This window comes from Nocardia jinanensis (assembly GCF_014645735.1).
GTDB lineage: Bacteria > Actinomycetota > Actinomycetes > Mycobacteriales > Mycobacteriaceae > Nocardia > Nocardia jinanensis.
On sequence record NZ_BMMH01000017.1, the window covers coordinates 15,731 to 32,458 of the forward strand.

Below are 16,728 nucleotides of genomic sequence, written 5' to 3' on the forward strand. Positions count from 1 at the left end.
GTCGACTGTCGATCAGCCGAAGCGAAAACCGAAGTTGTTATTCGGGATTGGCACCGATCACCCCACCGGGAATGGTCCGCGGGGTCTCACCCAGCAACTCCTCGGTGTTCTCCTGGTTGATCAGGTAGTCGGGCGTCGAGCGGTTGGATTCCTCGTCCTTGCCACCACCGCGACCACCGGCCCCGGCGCCCATCGGCATTCCGCCCATGCCGCGGTTTCCGGCGGCAGTGGACGCGGCGGTCGTACCGGCACCGGCCGGTGTGCCCGGGGTGGTGTTCGGGGCACCGGAGACCGTCCGACCCGGCGCCTGCGGATCCGGGGAACCTGCGGGAGATCCCGGAGAACCGGGGCTCGTGGTCACCCCGGACGGAGTGGTACCCGCCGGAACCGTGGGTGTCGTGGCGCTCGGCACCTCGGTGCCTGCGGGTTCGGTGCTGGTCTCACCGGGATCGGTGGTGGTCGGCTGACCCGTCTCGTCGTCACCGGGAGTTTCTGGCTGGGCTTCGCTCTCCGGATCCTCCGCTGTCTCACCCGTGGGAGTTCCACTCGGCGTGGTGCTGGCGGGACTACCCGTATCCGAAGTTGTGGGATTCGACGCTCCGAGATAGCCGCCGGGCGGGGGTGCGGGGATATCGGTGGTACTGGTAGGACCGGTGGGGACTGGGATCACTGGGACCTGGGAATCCAAGTGCCCGAACGGCGTGACGTAATGGGTGGTCATGGCCACCCGCGCCTCCTGGGTACGCCGCGAAGCCTCGTCCTCGCTGAACAGCCAATTGACGAATCCGTCTACCCCGGTGATATCCAAGGGATCGCCGACACTGTTCTTGGTGTTCACAATGGCATTGGCCGCATCGCGGATACCGTTGGACAGCGACTCCAGCGCGGGGGTGACCGGGCGGGCGTACTTGTCGATGTAGTCCTGGATCGCCTGCTTGGACTGCTCGGCGGCGGGGCCGGACCAGGCTTGTGACAGAGATGCCTGAGTGGACCGCAGGAAGGTCTCGAAACCTTGCTCCCAATACTGCCGTATCAACCAGTATTTTCCAGCCTGGCTCGTCGCATCGTCGACAACGAGCGGGCTGAACGCATCACTGATCTTGGGATGATCCCAGCTATCCGAATTCTCTCCACCGTTCGGGATGATCGGACGTTCGTATTCCGTTGTGTCGCTCATGTTGTCCCACTCATGAAAGCATTCAGATCGATGACCGGGCCGGCAGGAGGACGATCCGGGAGGGATTCGTTCAGCGAATTGAACGCGGCGGCCCACTCACTGTCGGCCTGCATCATCTTATCCCGCATGACGCGGAATACGTTCTGGATATCGTCGACGATCAGGTAATGCTGCTCCATGATCTCGAAGACACCGTTACCGTCCGGTGCGCCTTTGGCTTTCACCTTGTACCGACCGACCATCGCTCTTGCTGAGGTCAGATCATTGTTGGCTTCGCCCAGCCCCCAATGATCCTGCGTCGAAATCTCGTCGGCCAGGCCTTGTATCTGCCGGATCTGATCCTTGAAATAGGTACAATCGCGATCAAGGTATATGAAATCCTCCGGCGTCATCTGCACGGAAATCTGGCTTTCGTTTGCCGCATTGAGCATATTTGCCATCGGCCGCGGCGGCGGCTCGTCACCCATAGCACCCCTCCCGAAGGGTCATCAACAGCGTTAGTCGGCTCATATGCCGGCAGGAATGGACGGTGCGACCTTTCCAGCCAGGTTCCGAGCCAGTTCGCAGGTATCGAGGTGGCCCGTCTTACGATTGGATGCGGGGTTGGTCAGGCCGAACTCCAAACTGCCGCCGTCCATCTCCACATTGACGATGCATGATGCTTCCACGTGCGACGTCGACTGCCTTGTGGAAATAGCTCGGCGGTCACCGGCAGTGAACTCGGTTGCTTCGGGAAAATTTTTCCCCTTTACCATCTCCAAGGTGATATTCGTGGTTTGAATGCGGGCTGTATATCCATCGGTGATCACCCACATGCACCCATTCCACTTGATCCCACCGCCCGCACTCGAATCATCCGGCCGCGAACTCCTCAGCCCCTCCGAGTCGAGAACCGCCTGCGGAATATCCGTGCACGGTTCGAACCCGCTGGGTACTTCCGGCGCAACACTCGGAGTCGCCGGAGTCGCCGATCCCTCGGATGACGATTCACAGCCCGTCAGCGCCAGCACCGCCCCGCACATCAGCGCAACAACCAACCGTCCCCGACCCGCAGTACCCACCGTCAACGTCCTCCACCGCCGATGACACCACTGGTCCGGTATGGGGAGGACCGGCGTCTCCGCCCCCTGCTGCCGGCTCGCTCAGACGTTACCGGCGCTAAAAAGCCGACGCAACCGCCCGGCCACCTCACCTGCACGCCCCGGCCACTGGCCCGGACTTCGGCGGCGGGAGCGGCAGCGGCTACTTCCGGTGCGATTTCCGCAAGGTGTCGCTGGGTCGTTCGCCGTAGGCCATCCGGTAGGACCTGGCGAAATCGCCGAAATGCGTGAAGCCCCAACGGAGTGCGATCGCCGATACCGTCGTCTCCGGCGCAGCGGCCTTCTCCAGTTCGGCCCGGACGTGTTCGAGCCGTATCCGCCGGAGGTAGGCCGTGGGTGTCGTGTCCAGGTGCCTGCGGAATCCTTCCTGCAAGGTCCGCACCCCGACACCCGCGGCAGCCGCCAACCGGGTCACGGTCATGGGTTCCGCCGCGTGTGTCCGCATGAAGTCCACCGCCCGCTCGACCGTCGAGGCCACCGGTGTGGACCTGTCGCCGTGCAACTGCTCGGAATACGAGTGGCGGGCACCGAGCAGGAGGCCGGTGATCATCAGGTCGTGCAGATGGCGCAGCGCGAGGGGGTGGGTGGCGATCCGCTGCCCCTGGTCGATTTCGCGGACCACCAGCCGCACCTGCTCCAGCCAGGCCCGCATCGCGGGGGCCGTGAGGTCTTGACCCAGTTCGAACCGCAGCCGGCCCTTCAACTCGTCGCCGATCATCTGTTGCAGTATCGACTTCACGGACGACGCGTCGAACCACACCAGCAGCATCGGACTATCGGCCGGCCAGTCCAGCATGAACGGTTCCTGGGGCTGAGCTATCGTCGCCGATCCCCGCGTCGCGGTCGCCCGCTCCTCGCCGCTGACCGCGCCGACGGCGCCGGCCAACTGGATGTGCACCAGATACAGGTTGTCGGTGTGGCGCGGGGTGACCACCACCTCGGCACCGGCACCGTAGTCGAGCGCGGCCAGCGCTACCCGCCCCAGCGATACCGCGTTCTGGCGGGCCTCGAACTTGTGCGCCCCACCGGTGATCCTGACGTCGTGAGGCGCGCGTAGCACCTTGCCGATCACGTCACGGGCTTCGTCGATATCGGGGGTCCGCAGCACACCGTGACCGGCCAACGGCAGCGGCCTCCTGTTCATATCCCGTCCCCCTCGCACGAGCCCGATACGTCACCGCGCGGAGCCTGCACGCTCGCACCTTCTCTCCACACCGTCCGAGTACCCCGCGAGCACTACGCGGACACAGCGGATCCGCTGCTGAGGATCGCGAGTTTCGACATCACCGATATGGTTGTGATGGCATGATGATCGTGCTCCCGCGCTGAATTCTGCCGCTCCGAGCGGTCTTCTGGCGGCCGGCGAAGACCTGATCCGCCGTATCTACAGCTTGCGCCCCAGCACCCCAACGGTGCTCGATCGCAGCCCCCGAAGGTGGCCGATCCCGACTGGTCGACGAGACGACATACGCCGCGCCATCCTTGCCCGGCAGGCCGGAAGCCGGTCGCCGCACGCGATCGCCCGCGGAGTCGGCATCAGCCTCGCGGCCTTCCCCGGCGGGTGAAGGCCGCCACTGGGCAACGCCCACCCCGGAGAGAAGGAACAGAGTGCAGAACGGTTATCGCTCCACGCTGGTGGAGCAGCTGCGGAAGTACGCGCCCGCGCTCCCTCCGGAGAAGGCGGATTCGCTGCGCACGAAGGTGATAGTAGGTGAGCTCTCGCTCGCCTCCGTCGATCTCGTCAGCGCGCTGGTCGACGACGCGGTGCCCGTCGACCAGCGGGATGTGCCTACGCTGCGTTGGCTGCTCGAAAGCGTCACGGTGCCCCCGGACACCCCGGCCGACCTCGCCGACCGGCTGGTGGTCGAGTGAGAGTCGCCGACTCGACAGCAGCGCCCATCCCTGGCTCGCTGCTGTTTCTCGGGTGGTGGTGCCGAAATTTGCGAACCGGGTGTCACCAGAATCCGCGAGCAAAGCCACGGCTCGGCTCTGCAACTCACATATCCACTCGAAGCGCGTCGCAGAGCCGAGGGTTACCACCTGACGGAGTCCGCACGTGGACTACCTCCGAATTCGCGCCGGATACGGTGACCACGACCCCTCGCCATTCGACAACGTGATCCGCCGCTGCGGCCGGCCCTGCCGGCCAAGCCATCGCCGCGCCCGTGAATATCATCGCTGCGCAGATTTTCACCGATTTCCCGGTCACTTCTGCAGATCTTTCCAGCTCGAGCACTCGGCGTTCGCCGCCTCGCTCTTGCAGATCATGAAACCGGTGATCCAGGTGTCCACTTTCACGCTGTGCTGCAATGCCGGGTCGTTCTTCACATGCGCGAACAAATAGTGGTACCCGGTGAACGATTGGTTGTGGGTCGTGTATTTGAGTACAGCATCCCGGTCGGCGGGCGCCCACACCGATGCGTCGGTCCAGCGGTTGGGTCCGTCACTGGAGGCGCTGAAAACTCGGGCGACGGCGCCGTTCCACGGAAGGGCGTACTCCGCGGCGGCGGCCGGCCCGGCCGCGCAGACGAGGGCGACTCCTGTCACGGTGAGCGTGCCGGCGATCCCGGCGAACAATCTATCGGTCATTTCGGACTCCCCTGACCTCGGCCCGCGCTCGCGTCGGGCGGAAGACGTTGTCTGTATCTGTTACGTGCTGCCTCTTCGGATTCCGCTATCGCCCGCGGTGCCTTGCCTCGCACGTCCATCCGAGGAGAAGAATGCAACCGGTGATCGCCCCCGCGCTATACGTCTGCGCCTTTCCGGTGGCCCGGTCCGCGTTTTTCCGATATCCGCATACGTGTCCCGTTCGGGGCATCCGCTGCGCTCTCGCTGCGGGGATCGGACTGTGGGCACGGCGGATCCGGCCTACTGTCGATCACGGCGGTGAGCTCTCGGAACGGCCGTCGACAACCGCGGACCTCGAAGCACCTCGAGGTCATAGGAGGTGCTGCGACCTCCCGAGTCCGACCGTCGCAGCACTCCGCGGTGTCCTGAGAGCATTCGGTGATGATCGCCCACTCGCGACTGGTGAGTTCGCCGTCGAATCCGTCCAGGATCCGGAGAGCCCTCGGGTGCGCTCCAAGATCCGGGCATCCGGACGCCGTGCGATGAAACCACGCCTATTCACCGCGGATCCTGCGGCGAATAGGGCGTCCATGCGCTTGCTCAGAAGTCGCGTCGATTCCCTGGAACGAGCAGATCTGCCCACTGCCCGCGACGACCACAAGTCATCAGCCTGCAAGTGCAGGAGTCGACACGACTCAGGCGCCGCTCAGATCCCCAGAACGAGTTTCGCGGTAGTGAAGTAGATGATCAGACCTGTCGCGTCGACCAGTGTTGTGACCATCGGCGCCGACACCACGGCGGGGTCGATGCGCAAGCGCTTGGCGAGCAGCGGCATGGTGCCGCCGATGGTGGCCGCCCAGGCACAGATCAGCACCAGTGTCACTCCGACGACGACCGCGACCCGGGGACCGACGAACAACCCGCCGATAACCGCCCCGACCACCGCGAGCATGGTCCCGAGTACCAGCCCTACCCGGCACTCGCGCCAGATGACCTTGAACAGGTCACCTCCGCGCACCTCGCCCACCGCGACCGCGCGTACACACGCCGTCGCGGCCTGCGCACCGGCGTTACCGCCCGCCCCGATCAGCAACGGAATGAACAGCGCCAGCTGCGCCGCCTGTTCGAGGGTGGCCTCGAAGAAACCGGTGACGCTCACCGTCAGCGTCGCCGCGACCAGCAACAGCATCAGCCAGAGTGCGCGGTAGCGGGCCAGCTGGAACACCCCGGCCGCCATGTAGTGGCCTTCCCAGGGAGCCGAACCGGCCTGTTTGGCGACGTCCTCGCTGTCGGCGGCTTCGATGACCTCGACCGCGTCGTCGATGGTGAGCAGGCCCACCAGCCGATCCTCGCTGTCCACGACGGGCAGGTTGATGTCGTTGGTCTCGCGCATCAGGCGCGCGGCCTTCTCCGCCGAATCGGTGGCCCGGACGAACGCGGGTTCGGTGACGACCAGATCGGCGACCATGGTGTCCGGGCCGGTGAGTACCAACTCCCGCAGTTCCACGATGCCCTGCAGGCGGCGGCTCGCGTCGACGACGGGCAGGGTGTAGACCGTTTCGGCGTTACCGCCCTTGAGGCGGACCGTGCGCAGGGCGTCGGCGACGGTGAGGGTCCCCGGGATCGCGACGACCTCGGGTGACATGTACCGGCCGACCGACCCTTCCGGGTAGCCGAGCAGGGCGGCGGTCATCCGGCGCTCGCGGGGGCTCAGCCCGGCGAGTGCCTTCTTCGCCACCTTCGCGGGGGCTTCCCGCAGCATGCGGGCCCGGTCGTCGGGTGCCATACCCTCGACGAGTTCGCGGAAGCTCTGGTCCCGCAGACCCTGCAGGATCTGCTGTTGATCGACCGGTTCGAGCTCCTCGAACACCGCCAGCGCCAGATCCTTGTCCAGCAATCGGAACGCCACCCCGGCCTCGACCGCGTCCATACGGGCGAGTTCGTCGGCGATGACGTGCGGCGGATGATTGTCCAACCAGTGCAGCGCGGCGTCCACGCGGTGGCTTTCGGCCACGTTCTGGAGGGATTCCGACAGCGTCGTCGGCACTTCGACAAGATCGATCTGCGACATGAGAAGTCCTCGGCACAGCAGTGAGTAGCGAGTGATTTCGAAGGAAAGTCACACCGCGAGGCGCCGAGCCGGGCCGCTCCGCCTGCAGTCGCTGCTAGCGGAAGCGCGGGCGGACGACGCCGCGCGGCCTTCGACTGGGAGGTTCGCTGCGCATTGCAACACCACCTCCTCTTGGGCCGCCGCCGCGCGCGTGAGTACACGCCCGATCAGGAAACTGTCTACGAATGCGAACGCATTCTTGATCAGAATACATCCTGATCACGGTAAGTCCGCATCGATACATTCGTCACACGGCGTTTCACATTCCCGGGCGTGTCCGCGCGCCGCGTAACTCCGCTGGATTGCCGAGGAACACCGGGGATCGGACGCACCCTGCGCGCAAACATTGCCTGCCCGGCCGTGCGTGGCCAGAGTGGAGGTCGAGATATCTCGCGACGGCCCCCGGGCCCGACATCTGAGGAGAGTGCTGTGCGCTTCGGAATCTTCATCCCGCAGGGGTGGCGTCTCGACCTGGTAGGTCTCGATCCCGCCACTCACTGGGAGGTGATGCGGGGTCTGGCGGCCCGCGCCGATGCGAACCCGGTGTGGGAATCGCTGTGGGTGTACGACCATTTCCACACCGTCCCGGAGCCCAGCGACGAAGCCACCCACGAGGCATGGACCCTGATGTCGGCCTTCGCCGCCACCACCTCGCGGGTGCGATTGGGCCAGATGTGTACGGCGATCAGTTACCGCAACCCCGCCTATCTGGCGAAGGTCGCGGCGACTGTGGACCTGATCTCCGGCGGCCGCACCGAGATGGGTATCGGCGGCGGCTGGTACGAACACGAATGGCGCGCCTACGGATACGGTTTTCCCACCGCCGGGGAGCGGCTCGGTCGCCTCGACGAAGGGGTGCAGATCTTCCGCCAGGCCTGGCAGACCGGCACCGCCACCCTCGACGGCCGCTACTACCAGGTGGACGGCGCGATCGTGCGCCCGCTACCCGCCCAGGAGGGCGGGCTGCCGCTGTGGATCGCGGGCGGCGGCGAGAAGAAGACCCTGCGTATCGCCGCGAAATACGCGAACTACACGAACTTCGCCGGTAACAGCCCCGACGAGTTCACGCATAAATCGGAGATCCTGCGCGCGCACTGCGCCGATGTGGGCACCGATTTCGACGCCATCGTGCGCAGCGCCAACTTCAATGTCGCCATCGGCGCGACCGAAGCCGAGGTCGAACAGCGCACGTCCGAGCATGTGGCCCGTATCGCCCCGGTGCTGGGCGAGGAGAAGGCGCGCGCCTACGTCGAGAACCTGAACAACGGCGGCGCGGCGGTCGGCACCCCGGAGCAGATCGTGCAGAATCTGTCCGCGGTCCGCGATAGCGGCCTGGGCTACGCCATCTTCAACTTCCCCGAGGCGGCCTACGACACCAGTGGTATCGAACTTTTCGAACGCGAGGTCCTCCCCGCACTCACCGACTGAGGCGCGCCTCCGCCTTCACTCCGGCGTGCGCGTCGGTATCCCGGCACACCCGGAGACCGCCGTTCTGTCCGACCCGCGGTACGGCTGCCGAGGCAGCGAGCTCGGCCCGGGCAGGACCGTCGTCCCCGTCGGATGATGGTCCTGCGGGTGGGACGAACACCCGGTATCGGTGGCGAATCGAACTCCGTGGGCGAACACCTTCAGAGCGCGACCACGGTCAGCAACGGCTCCAAACCTTTGAAGTCGTCCACATTACGTGTGAACAACGGCAGATCATTCGACGAGGCGATGGCAGCGATCATCAGGTCCATCTTGCGCGGCTTGGGATTCCGGCCGGCCGCGTGGAGCAATTTCGCCATCGAGGTGAACCGTCGCGCCGCGGTGGAGGAGAACGGCAGTGCATCGAAAGCGTGCTCGATCTCCAGGAGTCGTTCGGTACGAAGCGCGAGAGCTTCCGCATCCGACGCCAGGGCTACGCCCAAGCCCAGCTCCGCGAGCGTCACCGTGCTGATTTTCGGCTGAACCGGGAGGTCTGCCTCGTCGATGGTGGTCAAATCGATGAGCACACAAGTATCCAGCAGACCGATTGGGTAGCGGAACTTCCCCCCCGGTTCAGTCATCCAATCGGTCCTCTCCGAACGCAGCATCGATTTCCGCGCGTTCATCCGCAGCGTTCGCGGTGCCCGCGAACCTGGCGAGTCGCTTCTTCAGTTCGGCGCTCGTCACATTGTGCCGCGTGGCGATGGGGCGTAGTTCGCCGACAGGTCGTCCGTTGCGGGTGATGACGAAATCCTCACCCGCTTCCAGCGCATCCATCACGCCCGCGCTGCCGTTGCGTAGTTCGGCTTGGCTGATCGTCCTCGTCATTCACCCAATCTAGCGCTCGATGCTATCGGATGCTATCGGACTTTCGAGCCGGGACGCTGATCAGCCCCACGCTTCCGCTACGAAGGCGGTACCGGCATCGGCGACCGCATGCGTGACCCAGAACGTCAGAGCATGCAGCTCACGCAGCCCTCGACCTCGGTGCCCTCCAGCGCCATCTGCCGCAGGCGGATGTAGTAGAGGGTTTTGATGCCCTTGCGCCAGGCGTAGATCTGGGCCTTGTTCAGGTCGCGGGTGCTGGCCGTGTCCTTGAAGAACAGCGTCAGCGACAGGCCCTGGTCCACGTGCTGGGTGGCCGCCGCGTAGGTGTCGATGATCTTCTCGTAGCCGATCTCGTACGCGTCCTGGTAGTAGTCCAGGTTCTCGTTGGTCATGTACGGGGCCGGGTAGTAGACGCGGCCGATCTTGCCTTCCTTGCGGATCTCGATCTTCGACGCCACCGGGTGGATCGAGCTGGTGGAGTGGTTGATGTAGGAGATCGAACCGGTCGGCGGCACGGCCTGCAGGTTCTGGTTGTACAGGCCGTGTTCCATGACCGCGGCCTTCAGTTCCCGCCAGTCGTCCTGGGTGGGGATGCGGATATCGGCGTCGGCGAACAACCGCGCGACCCGTTCGGTCTGCGGCTCCCAGACCCGATCGGTGTACTTGTCGAAGTACTCGCCGCTGGCGTACTTCGACTCGGGGAACCCGCCGAAGTAGGTAGCGCGTTCCCGCGCCAGCGCGTTCGAGGCGCGCAGGGCGTGGTAGACCACGGTGTAGAAGTAGATATTGGTGAAGTCCAGGCCCTCTTCGGACCCGTAGTGGATATGCTCGCGCGCCAGGTAACCGTGCAGGTTCATCTGGCCCAGGCCGATGGCGTGCGAGGAGTTGTTGCCCTGTTCGATCGAGGGCACCGAGTTGATATGGGTCTGATCGGAGACGGCGGTGAGCGCCCGGATCGCGACCTCGATGGTGCGGGCGAAATCCGGGGAGTCCATCGCCTTGGCGATATTGAGCGACCCCAGGTTGCAGGAGATGTCCTTGCCCACATGGGAGTAGGTGAGGTCGTCGTTGTAGATCGACGGGGTGGAGACCTGCAGGATCTCCGAGCACAGGTTCGAATGGGTGATCTTGCCGGCGATCGGATTGGCCCGGTTCACCGTGTCCTCGAACATGATGTAGGGGTAGCCGGATTCGAACTGCAGCTCGGCGATGGTCTGGAAGAACTCGCGCGCCTTGATCTTGGACTTGCGGATCCGCTTGTCGTCGACCATCTCGTAGTACTTCTCGGTGACATCGACATCGGCGAACGGCTTGCCGTAGATACGTTCCACGTCGTACGGCGAGAACAGGTACATGTCCTCGTTCTTCTTGGCCAGTTCGAAGGTGATATCGGGGATCACCACACCCAGCGAGAGGGTTTTGATGCGGATCTTCTCGTCCGCGTTCTCCCGTTTGGTGTCGAGGAAGCGGTAGATATCGGGGTGGTGGGCGTGCAGGTACACCGCACCCGCGCCCTGCCGCGCACCGAGCTGGTTGGCGTAGGAGAAGGAGTCCTCGAGCAGCTTCATGATGGGAATGACACCGGAGGACTGGTTCTCGATCTTCTTGATCGGGGCGCCGTGCTCGCGGATATTGCTGAGCAGCAGCGCCACCCCGCCGCCGCGCTTGGACAGCTGCAGCGCGGAGTTGATGGAGCGCCCGATGGACTCCATATTGTCCTCGATACGCAGCAGGAAGCATGAAACGGGCTCACCCCGCTGCTTCTTACCGGAATTGAGGAAGGTCGGGGTGGCCGGCTGGAAACGGCCGTCGATGATCTCCTCGACGAGCTTGCCCGCGAGCACCTCGTCGCCGGCGGCCAGGGTCAGCGCGACCATGCACACCCGATCCTCGAACCGCTCCAGGTAGCGCTTCCCGTCGAAGGTCTTGAGGGTGTAGGAGGTGTAGTACTTGAACGCGCCGAGGAAGGTGGGGAACCGGAACTTCGCGGCGTATGCCTTCTGGAACAGCTTCTTCACGAAGGCCCGGCTGTACTGGTCGAGTACCTCGGGTTCGTAGTAGTTCTCCTCGACGAGGTAGTCGAGCTTCTCGTCGAGGTTGTGGAAGAAGACGGTGTTCTGGTTGACGTGCTGCAGGAAGTACTGGTTGGCGGCTTCGCGATCCTTGTCGAACTGGATCTCGCCGTTCGGACCGTACAGGTTCAGCATCGCGTTGAGGGCGTGGTAGTCCAGGACCTCGCCGGATTCGCCGGTGCGCTGCGGGGGCTGCTCCAGCCGGGCGGTCATACCTGCTGGTGCTGTCGTTGTTGCTGCCAAAACAATCCCAATCCCTCACGGACGCGGGCAACGTCCTCGGCGGTACCCATGAGTTCGAAGCGGTACAGGTAGGGCACTCCGCATTTGCGGGAGATGACATCACCTGCGAAGCAGAAGGTGTCGCCGAAGTTCGTGTTCCCGGCCGCGATCACTCCGCGCAACAGTGCGCGATTGTGCGGATCGTTGAGGAACTTGGCGACTTGGCGCGGTACGAATTCCTTGTCCGGGCGCGTCGTTCCCATGACGTGCCGACCGCCCCCGTAGGTGGGGACGATCAGCACATAGGGTTCGTCGACGCGCAACGTTTCGGTGGTGTGCAGGGGTATCCGGAGCGCCGGGATATCCAGCTTCTCGACGAATCGGTGCGTGTTCTGCGAAGCGCTGGAGAAGTAGACCAGCGAATTCGACTCCGACATCTCACCTCCCCTGCTCCCCGACCGGTTCGGGCGCGTATTCGCTCAGGCCGCGACGGTGGCCAGAGCCTTGATGCGATCCGGCCGGAAGCCGGACCAGTGCTCGTCGCCGGAGACGACCACGGGGGCCTGCAGGTAGCCGAGGGCCATCACGTAATCGCGGGCATCGGCGTCCTCGGAGATATCGACGATCCGATATTCCACCCCGGCCTTGTCGAGGGCCTTGTAGGTGGCGTTGCACTGGACGCAAGCGGGCTTGGTGTACACGGTGATCATTCGAGTCCCTCTCTCCTGTGCCTATGTGCGGTGTTCGCGGTCCTTCGTGGTGACGGTCCGCCGCCCTCCGGGCCGAGCTCACCGCATGACTGATCCCAGCCGGTGACCCGTCTGTGCTGTGCGGTGTATCGGCACGATCGGATGATCTGCGCAAACTCCGAGGACCGACCCTGAAACGCCATGTCCGGGCCGGTTCCACCCGGTGCCGGCGGGCCGATTGCACCACCGCCTCCAGGCATCGATGACACTACACCTAGTGGCCGACAGAAAGAAACAACACGAGATGTTGCGAGTCACAACCATGTGATTTCACCGCTGTAAGCCGCAGGACAGCAACTCGACACGCCGTATTCATCGTGGTCCAGATCACAAATCCAGCGAGCCAGCTCTCTTTCAGCAAACGCAGGAGACTACGCCTGTCACACCAGTCGCTCCGAACCCCAGCAGGCTCTCCGGCCCCGTAGAAAACCGACCGATCGGAAACGCGAGGGCCGCCCCGTCCATCGGACGGGGCGGCCCTCGCGTACCGCTGTGGGATCAGGCGGAGACGAGCTCCCCGGTGGCCGCGGCGACCAGAACCTTCACGACATCGGTCAGCTCGCGCTGCACATCGGCGTCCTCACGCGGATGGCCGGCGGAGAAACGCTCGCCCCACCCGGCGTAGTGCAGATGCGCCTCCTCGACGATCTTCCCGCCGGCGATACCCACGGACTTGACCGCGTCGGCGTGCGCCCACTTGGCGGCATTGGGGCTGATCGAACCACTCAGCACGGCCACCGGCTTACCACCGATCGCACCCGAGCCGTAAGGGCGCGACAGCCAATCGATCGCGTTCTTCAGTACCGCGGGCAAGGTCCCGTTATATTCCGGGGTGACCAACAGCAGCCCGTCGCTCGCCGCGACCGCGTCGCGCAGCGCCTGGGCGGTGGCCGGTACCGAACCCGCGATGTCGATATCCTCGTTGTAGAACGGGATATCACCGATACCTTCGAAAACGGAGACCTCGGCGCCCGCGGGCGCGGTGGAGGCCGCCGCCTCGGCGATCTGCCGGCTGATCGAGGCGCTCCGAAGGCTGCCGACGAGGGCGACGATACGGGTCTGACTCATGTTCACTCCTGCGGTACTAGTTTTGTGACGATCCCACTGCCCAGACTAACCGGACCATGGTCCGCTACATTCCTCCGGAGGGACGCACAGCGCCGTGAACTACGACACACTCAGTCCGGGTTCCACCGAATCCGGGCCCCCGGGGGAACGGCCGGGGACCGCCGCGGCCGAACCGTCCCTCGCCGAGCCACTCGCGCTGCGGGTCCGACCGCCACAACGGGTGGGGCCCGCACTACCCGGTACCGCCGAACCGGCCGAACGCGCCGATGCCGCGCGCAACCGGCGCCGGTTGCTCGACGCCGCACAGGAACTCGTGCGCGAACACGGCGTGGACGCCCTCACCATGGACGCGCTCGCCAAACGGGCCGGGGTCGGTAAGGGCACAGTGTTCCGCCGCTTCGGCAACCGGACCGGCCTCATGTACGCCCTGCTGGATCATTCCGAGACGCTGGCCCAGGAGGCGTTCATCTTCGGCCCGCCGCCGCTGGGGCCCGGCGCGCCACCCGTGGAGCGACTCGTCGCGTTCGGGCGGGCGAGACTACTGGATATCGAAGTCGAGGGCGAACTGCATCGGGCCGCCGAACTCGGTTCGTCCGAACACCATTACAGCAGCCGGCCCTACCTGGTTCTGAAAACCCATGTGACGATGCTGTTGCGCGACGCGGGAGCCGCGGGCGACCCGGGACTGCTGGCCGATACCCTGCTCGCCGCACTCGGCGCGGCCCTCGTCCTGCACCAGATCCGGACTCTCGGCTACACACGTGAGCAGATCGGCGACAACTGGGAAGCCCTGGTTCGTCGCGTAGCCGATCTCACCGCGCAGTAGAGTGATCAGGCATGGGAAACCTGCGGGAACAGATCATCTCCGAACTGGGTGTGCTGCCGAACATCGAACCGAAGGATGAGGTTCGGCGCCGCGTCGATTTCCTGAAGGACTATCTGCGCGCCACACCGGCAAAGGGTTTCGTACTCGGCATCAGCGGCGGCCAGGACAGTGCCCTCGCCGGGCGGCTGTGCCAGCTGGCCGCCGAGGAGCTGCGCGCCGACGGCCACGAGGCCCGATTCGTCGCGGTGCGGCTACCCTACGGCGTCCAAGCCGACGAAGCCGACGCCCGTGTCTCCATGACTTTCGTCGCGCCCGACGAATCGGTGGTGGTCAACGTCCGGCCCGGCGCCAACGCTGTGGCGGCCGAGGTCGCCTCGGCCCTCAAGGCCGGCAAACTCCGAGATTTCGTGCGCGGCAACATCAAAGCCCGCGAGCGGATGGTGATCCAGTACGCCCTCGCCGGCCAGGAGAACCTGCTGGTGGTCGGTACCGATCACGCCGCCGAAGCCGTCACCGGGTTCTTCACCAAATTCGGTGACGGCGGCGTGGACGTGACCCCGCTGACCGGTCTGTCGAAACGCCAGGGCGCCGCACTGCTCGAGGAGCTGGGCGCACCCGCGCGGCTGTCGTCCAAGGTGCCGACCGCCGATCTGGAGGACGACCGTCCGGCACTGCCCGACGAGGAGGCACTCGGTCTGCGCTACAGCGAGATCGACGATTATCTCGAGGGCAAGGACGTCACCGACGAGGTCGCGAAGCGGATCGAGACGACCTTCCGCAACACCCGGCACAAGCGGACCGTCCCGGTCACGCCGCTGGACGATTGGTGGCGCTGAGCACCGCGTTCAGCACATCTCGCCGCCGGGCCGGGCGGTCGCGGCACACAACAACTCGGGGCTGCGATCGGCATACCGGTGATTCGGTATGCCGTAGGCCATCCGACCCAGGCGCGCCTCCCACGCGGTAGCCGTCGGACGCCGGTCCCGCGGCAGTTCGGCGGGTACGCATCGACATCGGGCACCGCGCTTCTCGCCACGCTCGCACCTCGCTGTCGCCGGAAATTCCGGGCGAGAACCCGAATCGTCCGCGGCCGCCCTGGTCTCATCCGGTGCTGAACTTCGCGGTATCCGGTAGATCCGGACGGTCACTGGGGAAGGCGGCCGGCTGGGTCAGCCGCCCGCGAAGGGGGGCATGACATCGACTCGCGGGGTGAGCATCGCCGCCGTGTCCCGGGTCAGTTCGTCGCCCATCAGATAGGCGCAGACACCGAGCATCTTGTCCAGGTCGGGGCCGTAGGTCTCGGCCAACCGGGAACGGAGGTCGGCGATCGTAGCGCCGGCGGGCAGATCCAGGGTTTCGGTGGCCTTGCCGACCGCATCGGCCACGGCGGCGAAGTAGCGGACCTCAACCACCTATAGCTCCCATCGTGCGTTCCGGGGGGACGAAATCCTCGGCATCGATACCGTGGCCCGCCCATTTCTGCCACATGGCGCCACGCCACAGCTGGGCGAGTTCCTCGTCGCTCGCACCCGCGCGCAGGCTCGCTCGCAGATCGAACTCCTGATCACTGAACAGGCAGGACCGCAGCATACCGTCGGCGGTGAGCCGGGTGCGGTCGCAGGTATCGCAGAATTTGCGCGTCACCGAGGCGATGATGCCGACGGTCGCGGGGCCACCGTCGACCAGCCAGGTCTCCGCGGGCGCGGACGGATCGTCACGGCCGACGGCGGTGAGCCGGAAGCGGGCGCCGAGCACCTCGAGCAGCTCGGCGGCGGTCACCATGTTCGCGCGCGCCCATTCGTGGTCGGCGTCCAGCGGCATTTCCTCGATGAACCGCAGTTCACAGCCTTGGTCCAGACACCAGCGCAGCAGATCCGCGGAACCGTCCAGGGTCTGCCGCATGAGTACCGCGTTCACCTTCACCGGCGCCAACCCGGCCGCGGCGGCGGCGCGGATACCCGACATCGCGGAATCCAGCCGGTCACGCCGGGTCAACCGGGCGAAATCCGCCCGATCCACGGTGTCCAGGGAGATATTGACCCGGCTCAGACCGGCCGCCGCCAGACCGGCGGCGCGATGGCGCAGACCGACTCCGTTGGAGGTCATGGCCAGCGGTACCCCCGGTACTGCCGCATGACAGCCGGCCACGATCTCCTCCAGATCGCGGCGCATCAGCGGTTCCCCACCGGTGAATCGCACCTCACGGATGCCCAGTTCACGGACCGCGAGAACGACCAGGCGGACGATCTCGGCGGCCGTGAGCAGTTCCGCGGGCGGGATGGCGGGCAGCCCTTCCTCGGGCATGCAGTAGGTACAGCGCAGCGAGCACTTCTCCGTAATGGACACCCGCAGGTCCCGCGCGATCCGGCCGAATCGATCCACCAGCAGCGGCGTTTCCGGACGTCCATCGAAAGAAGGGCGCCCGGACCGCACGGTGGGGATCCCCATTTCGACCAGCGTCACGCCTCCATTATGTACGCCGGGGTCCTCCGCTGTATCGAGGCTGGGCGGTATCGCCGGTACCGGCACCGCCCACCCGCG

The 16,728-nt window shown here is 65.4% G+C and carries 18 protein-coding genes; 4 read left to right on the plus strand and 14 right to left on the minus strand.

Annotation, left to right across the window (positions count from 1 at the left end):
• Positions 1–37: 37 nt before the first annotated feature.
• From IEY68_RS28205 to IEY68_RS28220, 4 genes are all read right to left on the minus strand, one after another.
• Complete coding sequence (locus tag IEY68_RS28205) at positions 38–1,177, minus strand: WXG100 family type VII secretion target (protein WP_058856824.1); 1,140 nt, start codon at positions 1,175–1,177, stop codon at positions 38–40.
• A complete protein-coding gene (locus tag IEY68_RS28210; protein WP_063916416.1) occupies positions 1,174–1,644 on the minus strand; it encodes a hypothetical protein in 471 nt (156 codons plus the stop codon). The genes IEY68_RS28205 and IEY68_RS28210 overlap by 4 nt, the downstream gene beginning before the upstream one ends.
• A 39-nt stretch (positions 1,645–1,683) precedes the next feature.
• Entirely contained in the window at positions 1,684–2,238 is a 555-nt protein-coding gene (locus IEY68_RS28215; protein ID WP_229719087.1) for a DUF3558 domain-containing protein, read from the minus strand.
• A 181-nt stretch (positions 2,239–2,419) separates the two neighbouring features.
• Positions 2,420–3,421 (minus strand): AraC family transcriptional regulator, encoded by a 1,002-nt coding sequence (locus IEY68_RS28220; RefSeq protein ID WP_058856825.1) that lies wholly within the window; start codon positions 3,419–3,421, stop codon positions 2,420–2,422.
• Between the two features lie 464 nt (positions 3,422–3,885).
• On the opposite strand from IEY68_RS28220, the gene IEY68_RS28225 reads away from it, so the two are divergent.
• On the plus strand, positions 3,886–4,149 hold the full coding sequence (locus IEY68_RS28225) for a hypothetical protein (RefSeq protein ID WP_058856826.1): 264 nt from the start codon (positions 3,886–3,888) through the stop codon (positions 4,147–4,149).
• Between the two features lie 333 nt (positions 4,150–4,482).
• Here IEY68_RS28225 and IEY68_RS28230 read toward each other — a convergent pair whose 3' ends face one another.
• Together IEY68_RS28230 and mgtE are read right to left on the minus strand one after the other, a co-directional pair.
• A complete protein-coding gene (locus IEY68_RS28230) occupies positions 4,483–4,866 on the minus strand; it encodes a hypothetical protein (RefSeq protein ID WP_058856827.1) in 384 nt (127 codons plus the stop codon).
• Positions 4,867–5,551: 685 nt separating this feature from the next.
• On the minus strand, positions 5,552–6,916 hold the full coding sequence (mgtE, locus tag IEY68_RS28235; protein WP_058856828.1) for a magnesium transporter: 1,365 nt from the start codon (positions 6,914–6,916) through the stop codon (positions 5,552–5,554).
• Between the two features lie 468 nt (positions 6,917–7,384).
• On the opposite strand from mgtE, the gene IEY68_RS28240 reads away from it, so the two are divergent.
• A complete protein-coding gene (locus IEY68_RS28240) occupies positions 7,385–8,383 on the plus strand; it encodes a TIGR03560 family F420-dependent LLM class oxidoreductase (protein WP_058856829.1) in 999 nt (332 codons plus the stop codon).
• Between the two features lie 200 nt (positions 8,384–8,583).
• Here IEY68_RS28240 and IEY68_RS28245 read toward each other — a convergent pair whose 3' ends face one another.
• The 6 genes from IEY68_RS28245 to IEY68_RS28270 all read right to left on the minus strand — a co-directional run bounded on the left by IEY68_RS28245 (position 8,584) and on the right by IEY68_RS28270 (position 13,361).
• A complete protein-coding gene (locus IEY68_RS28245) occupies positions 8,584–9,003 on the minus strand; it encodes a type II toxin-antitoxin system VapC family toxin (protein ID WP_058856830.1) in 420 nt (139 codons plus the stop codon).
• Positions 8,996–9,250, minus strand: coding sequence for a type II toxin-antitoxin system Phd/YefM family antitoxin (locus IEY68_RS28250; RefSeq protein WP_058856831.1), 255 nt, complete (start codon positions 9,248–9,250; stop codon positions 8,996–8,998). The genes IEY68_RS28245 and IEY68_RS28250 overlap by 8 nt, the downstream gene beginning before the upstream one ends.
• Positions 9,251–9,375: 125 nt before the next feature.
• Positions 9,376–11,535: a class 1b ribonucleoside-diphosphate reductase subunit alpha gene (gene nrdE / locus IEY68_RS28255; protein WP_058856832.1), complete on the minus strand. Its 2,160-nt coding sequence runs from the start codon at positions 11,533–11,535 to the stop codon at positions 9,376–9,378.
• Positions 11,532–11,981 (minus strand): class Ib ribonucleoside-diphosphate reductase assembly flavoprotein NrdI, encoded by a 450-nt coding sequence (nrdI, locus tag IEY68_RS28260; RefSeq protein ID WP_058856833.1) that lies wholly within the window; start codon positions 11,979–11,981, stop codon positions 11,532–11,534. Before nrdI ends, nrdE begins: the two co-directional genes overlap by 4 nt.
• A gap of 42 nt (positions 11,982–12,023) precedes the next feature.
• On the minus strand, positions 12,024–12,254 hold the full coding sequence (gene nrdH / locus IEY68_RS28265; protein ID WP_058856834.1) for a glutaredoxin-like protein NrdH: 231 nt from the start codon (positions 12,252–12,254) through the stop codon (positions 12,024–12,026).
• Positions 12,255–12,791: 537 nt separating this feature from the next.
• Positions 12,792–13,361, minus strand: a complete 570-nt coding sequence (locus tag IEY68_RS28270; RefSeq protein WP_058856835.1) for an NAD(P)H-dependent oxidoreductase — start codon at positions 13,359–13,361, stop codon at positions 12,792–12,794.
• 220 nt (positions 13,362–13,581) lie between these two features.
• Between IEY68_RS28270 and IEY68_RS28275 the strand changes: the two genes are divergently transcribed.
• Both IEY68_RS28275 and nadE read left to right on the plus strand, forming a co-directional pair.
• Complete coding sequence (locus tag IEY68_RS28275; RefSeq protein WP_058856864.1) at positions 13,582–14,187, plus strand: TetR/AcrR family transcriptional regulator; 606 nt, start codon at positions 13,582–13,584, stop codon at positions 14,185–14,187.
• Between the two features lie 11 nt (positions 14,188–14,198).
• Positions 14,199–15,023 carry an NAD(+) synthase gene (gene nadE / locus IEY68_RS28280; RefSeq protein ID WP_058856836.1) on the plus strand — a complete coding sequence of 275 codons (825 nt, stop codon included), beginning with the start codon at positions 14,199–14,201 and terminating at the stop codon, positions 15,021–15,023.
• A 333-nt stretch (positions 15,024–15,356) separates the two neighbouring features.
• On the opposite strand, the gene IEY68_RS28285 is transcribed toward nadE, so the two are convergent.
• Both IEY68_RS28285 and moaA read right to left on the minus strand, forming a co-directional pair.
• Entirely contained in the window at positions 15,357–15,599 is a 243-nt protein-coding gene (locus tag IEY68_RS28285) for a MoaD/ThiS family protein (RefSeq protein WP_058856837.1), read from the minus strand.
• Complete coding sequence (gene moaA / locus IEY68_RS28290) at positions 15,592–16,650, minus strand: GTP 3',8-cyclase MoaA (RefSeq protein ID WP_058856838.1); 1,059 nt, start codon at positions 16,648–16,650, stop codon at positions 15,592–15,594. The genes IEY68_RS28285 and moaA overlap by 8 nt, the downstream gene beginning before the upstream one ends.
• Positions 16,651–16,728: the final 78 nt, after the last annotated feature.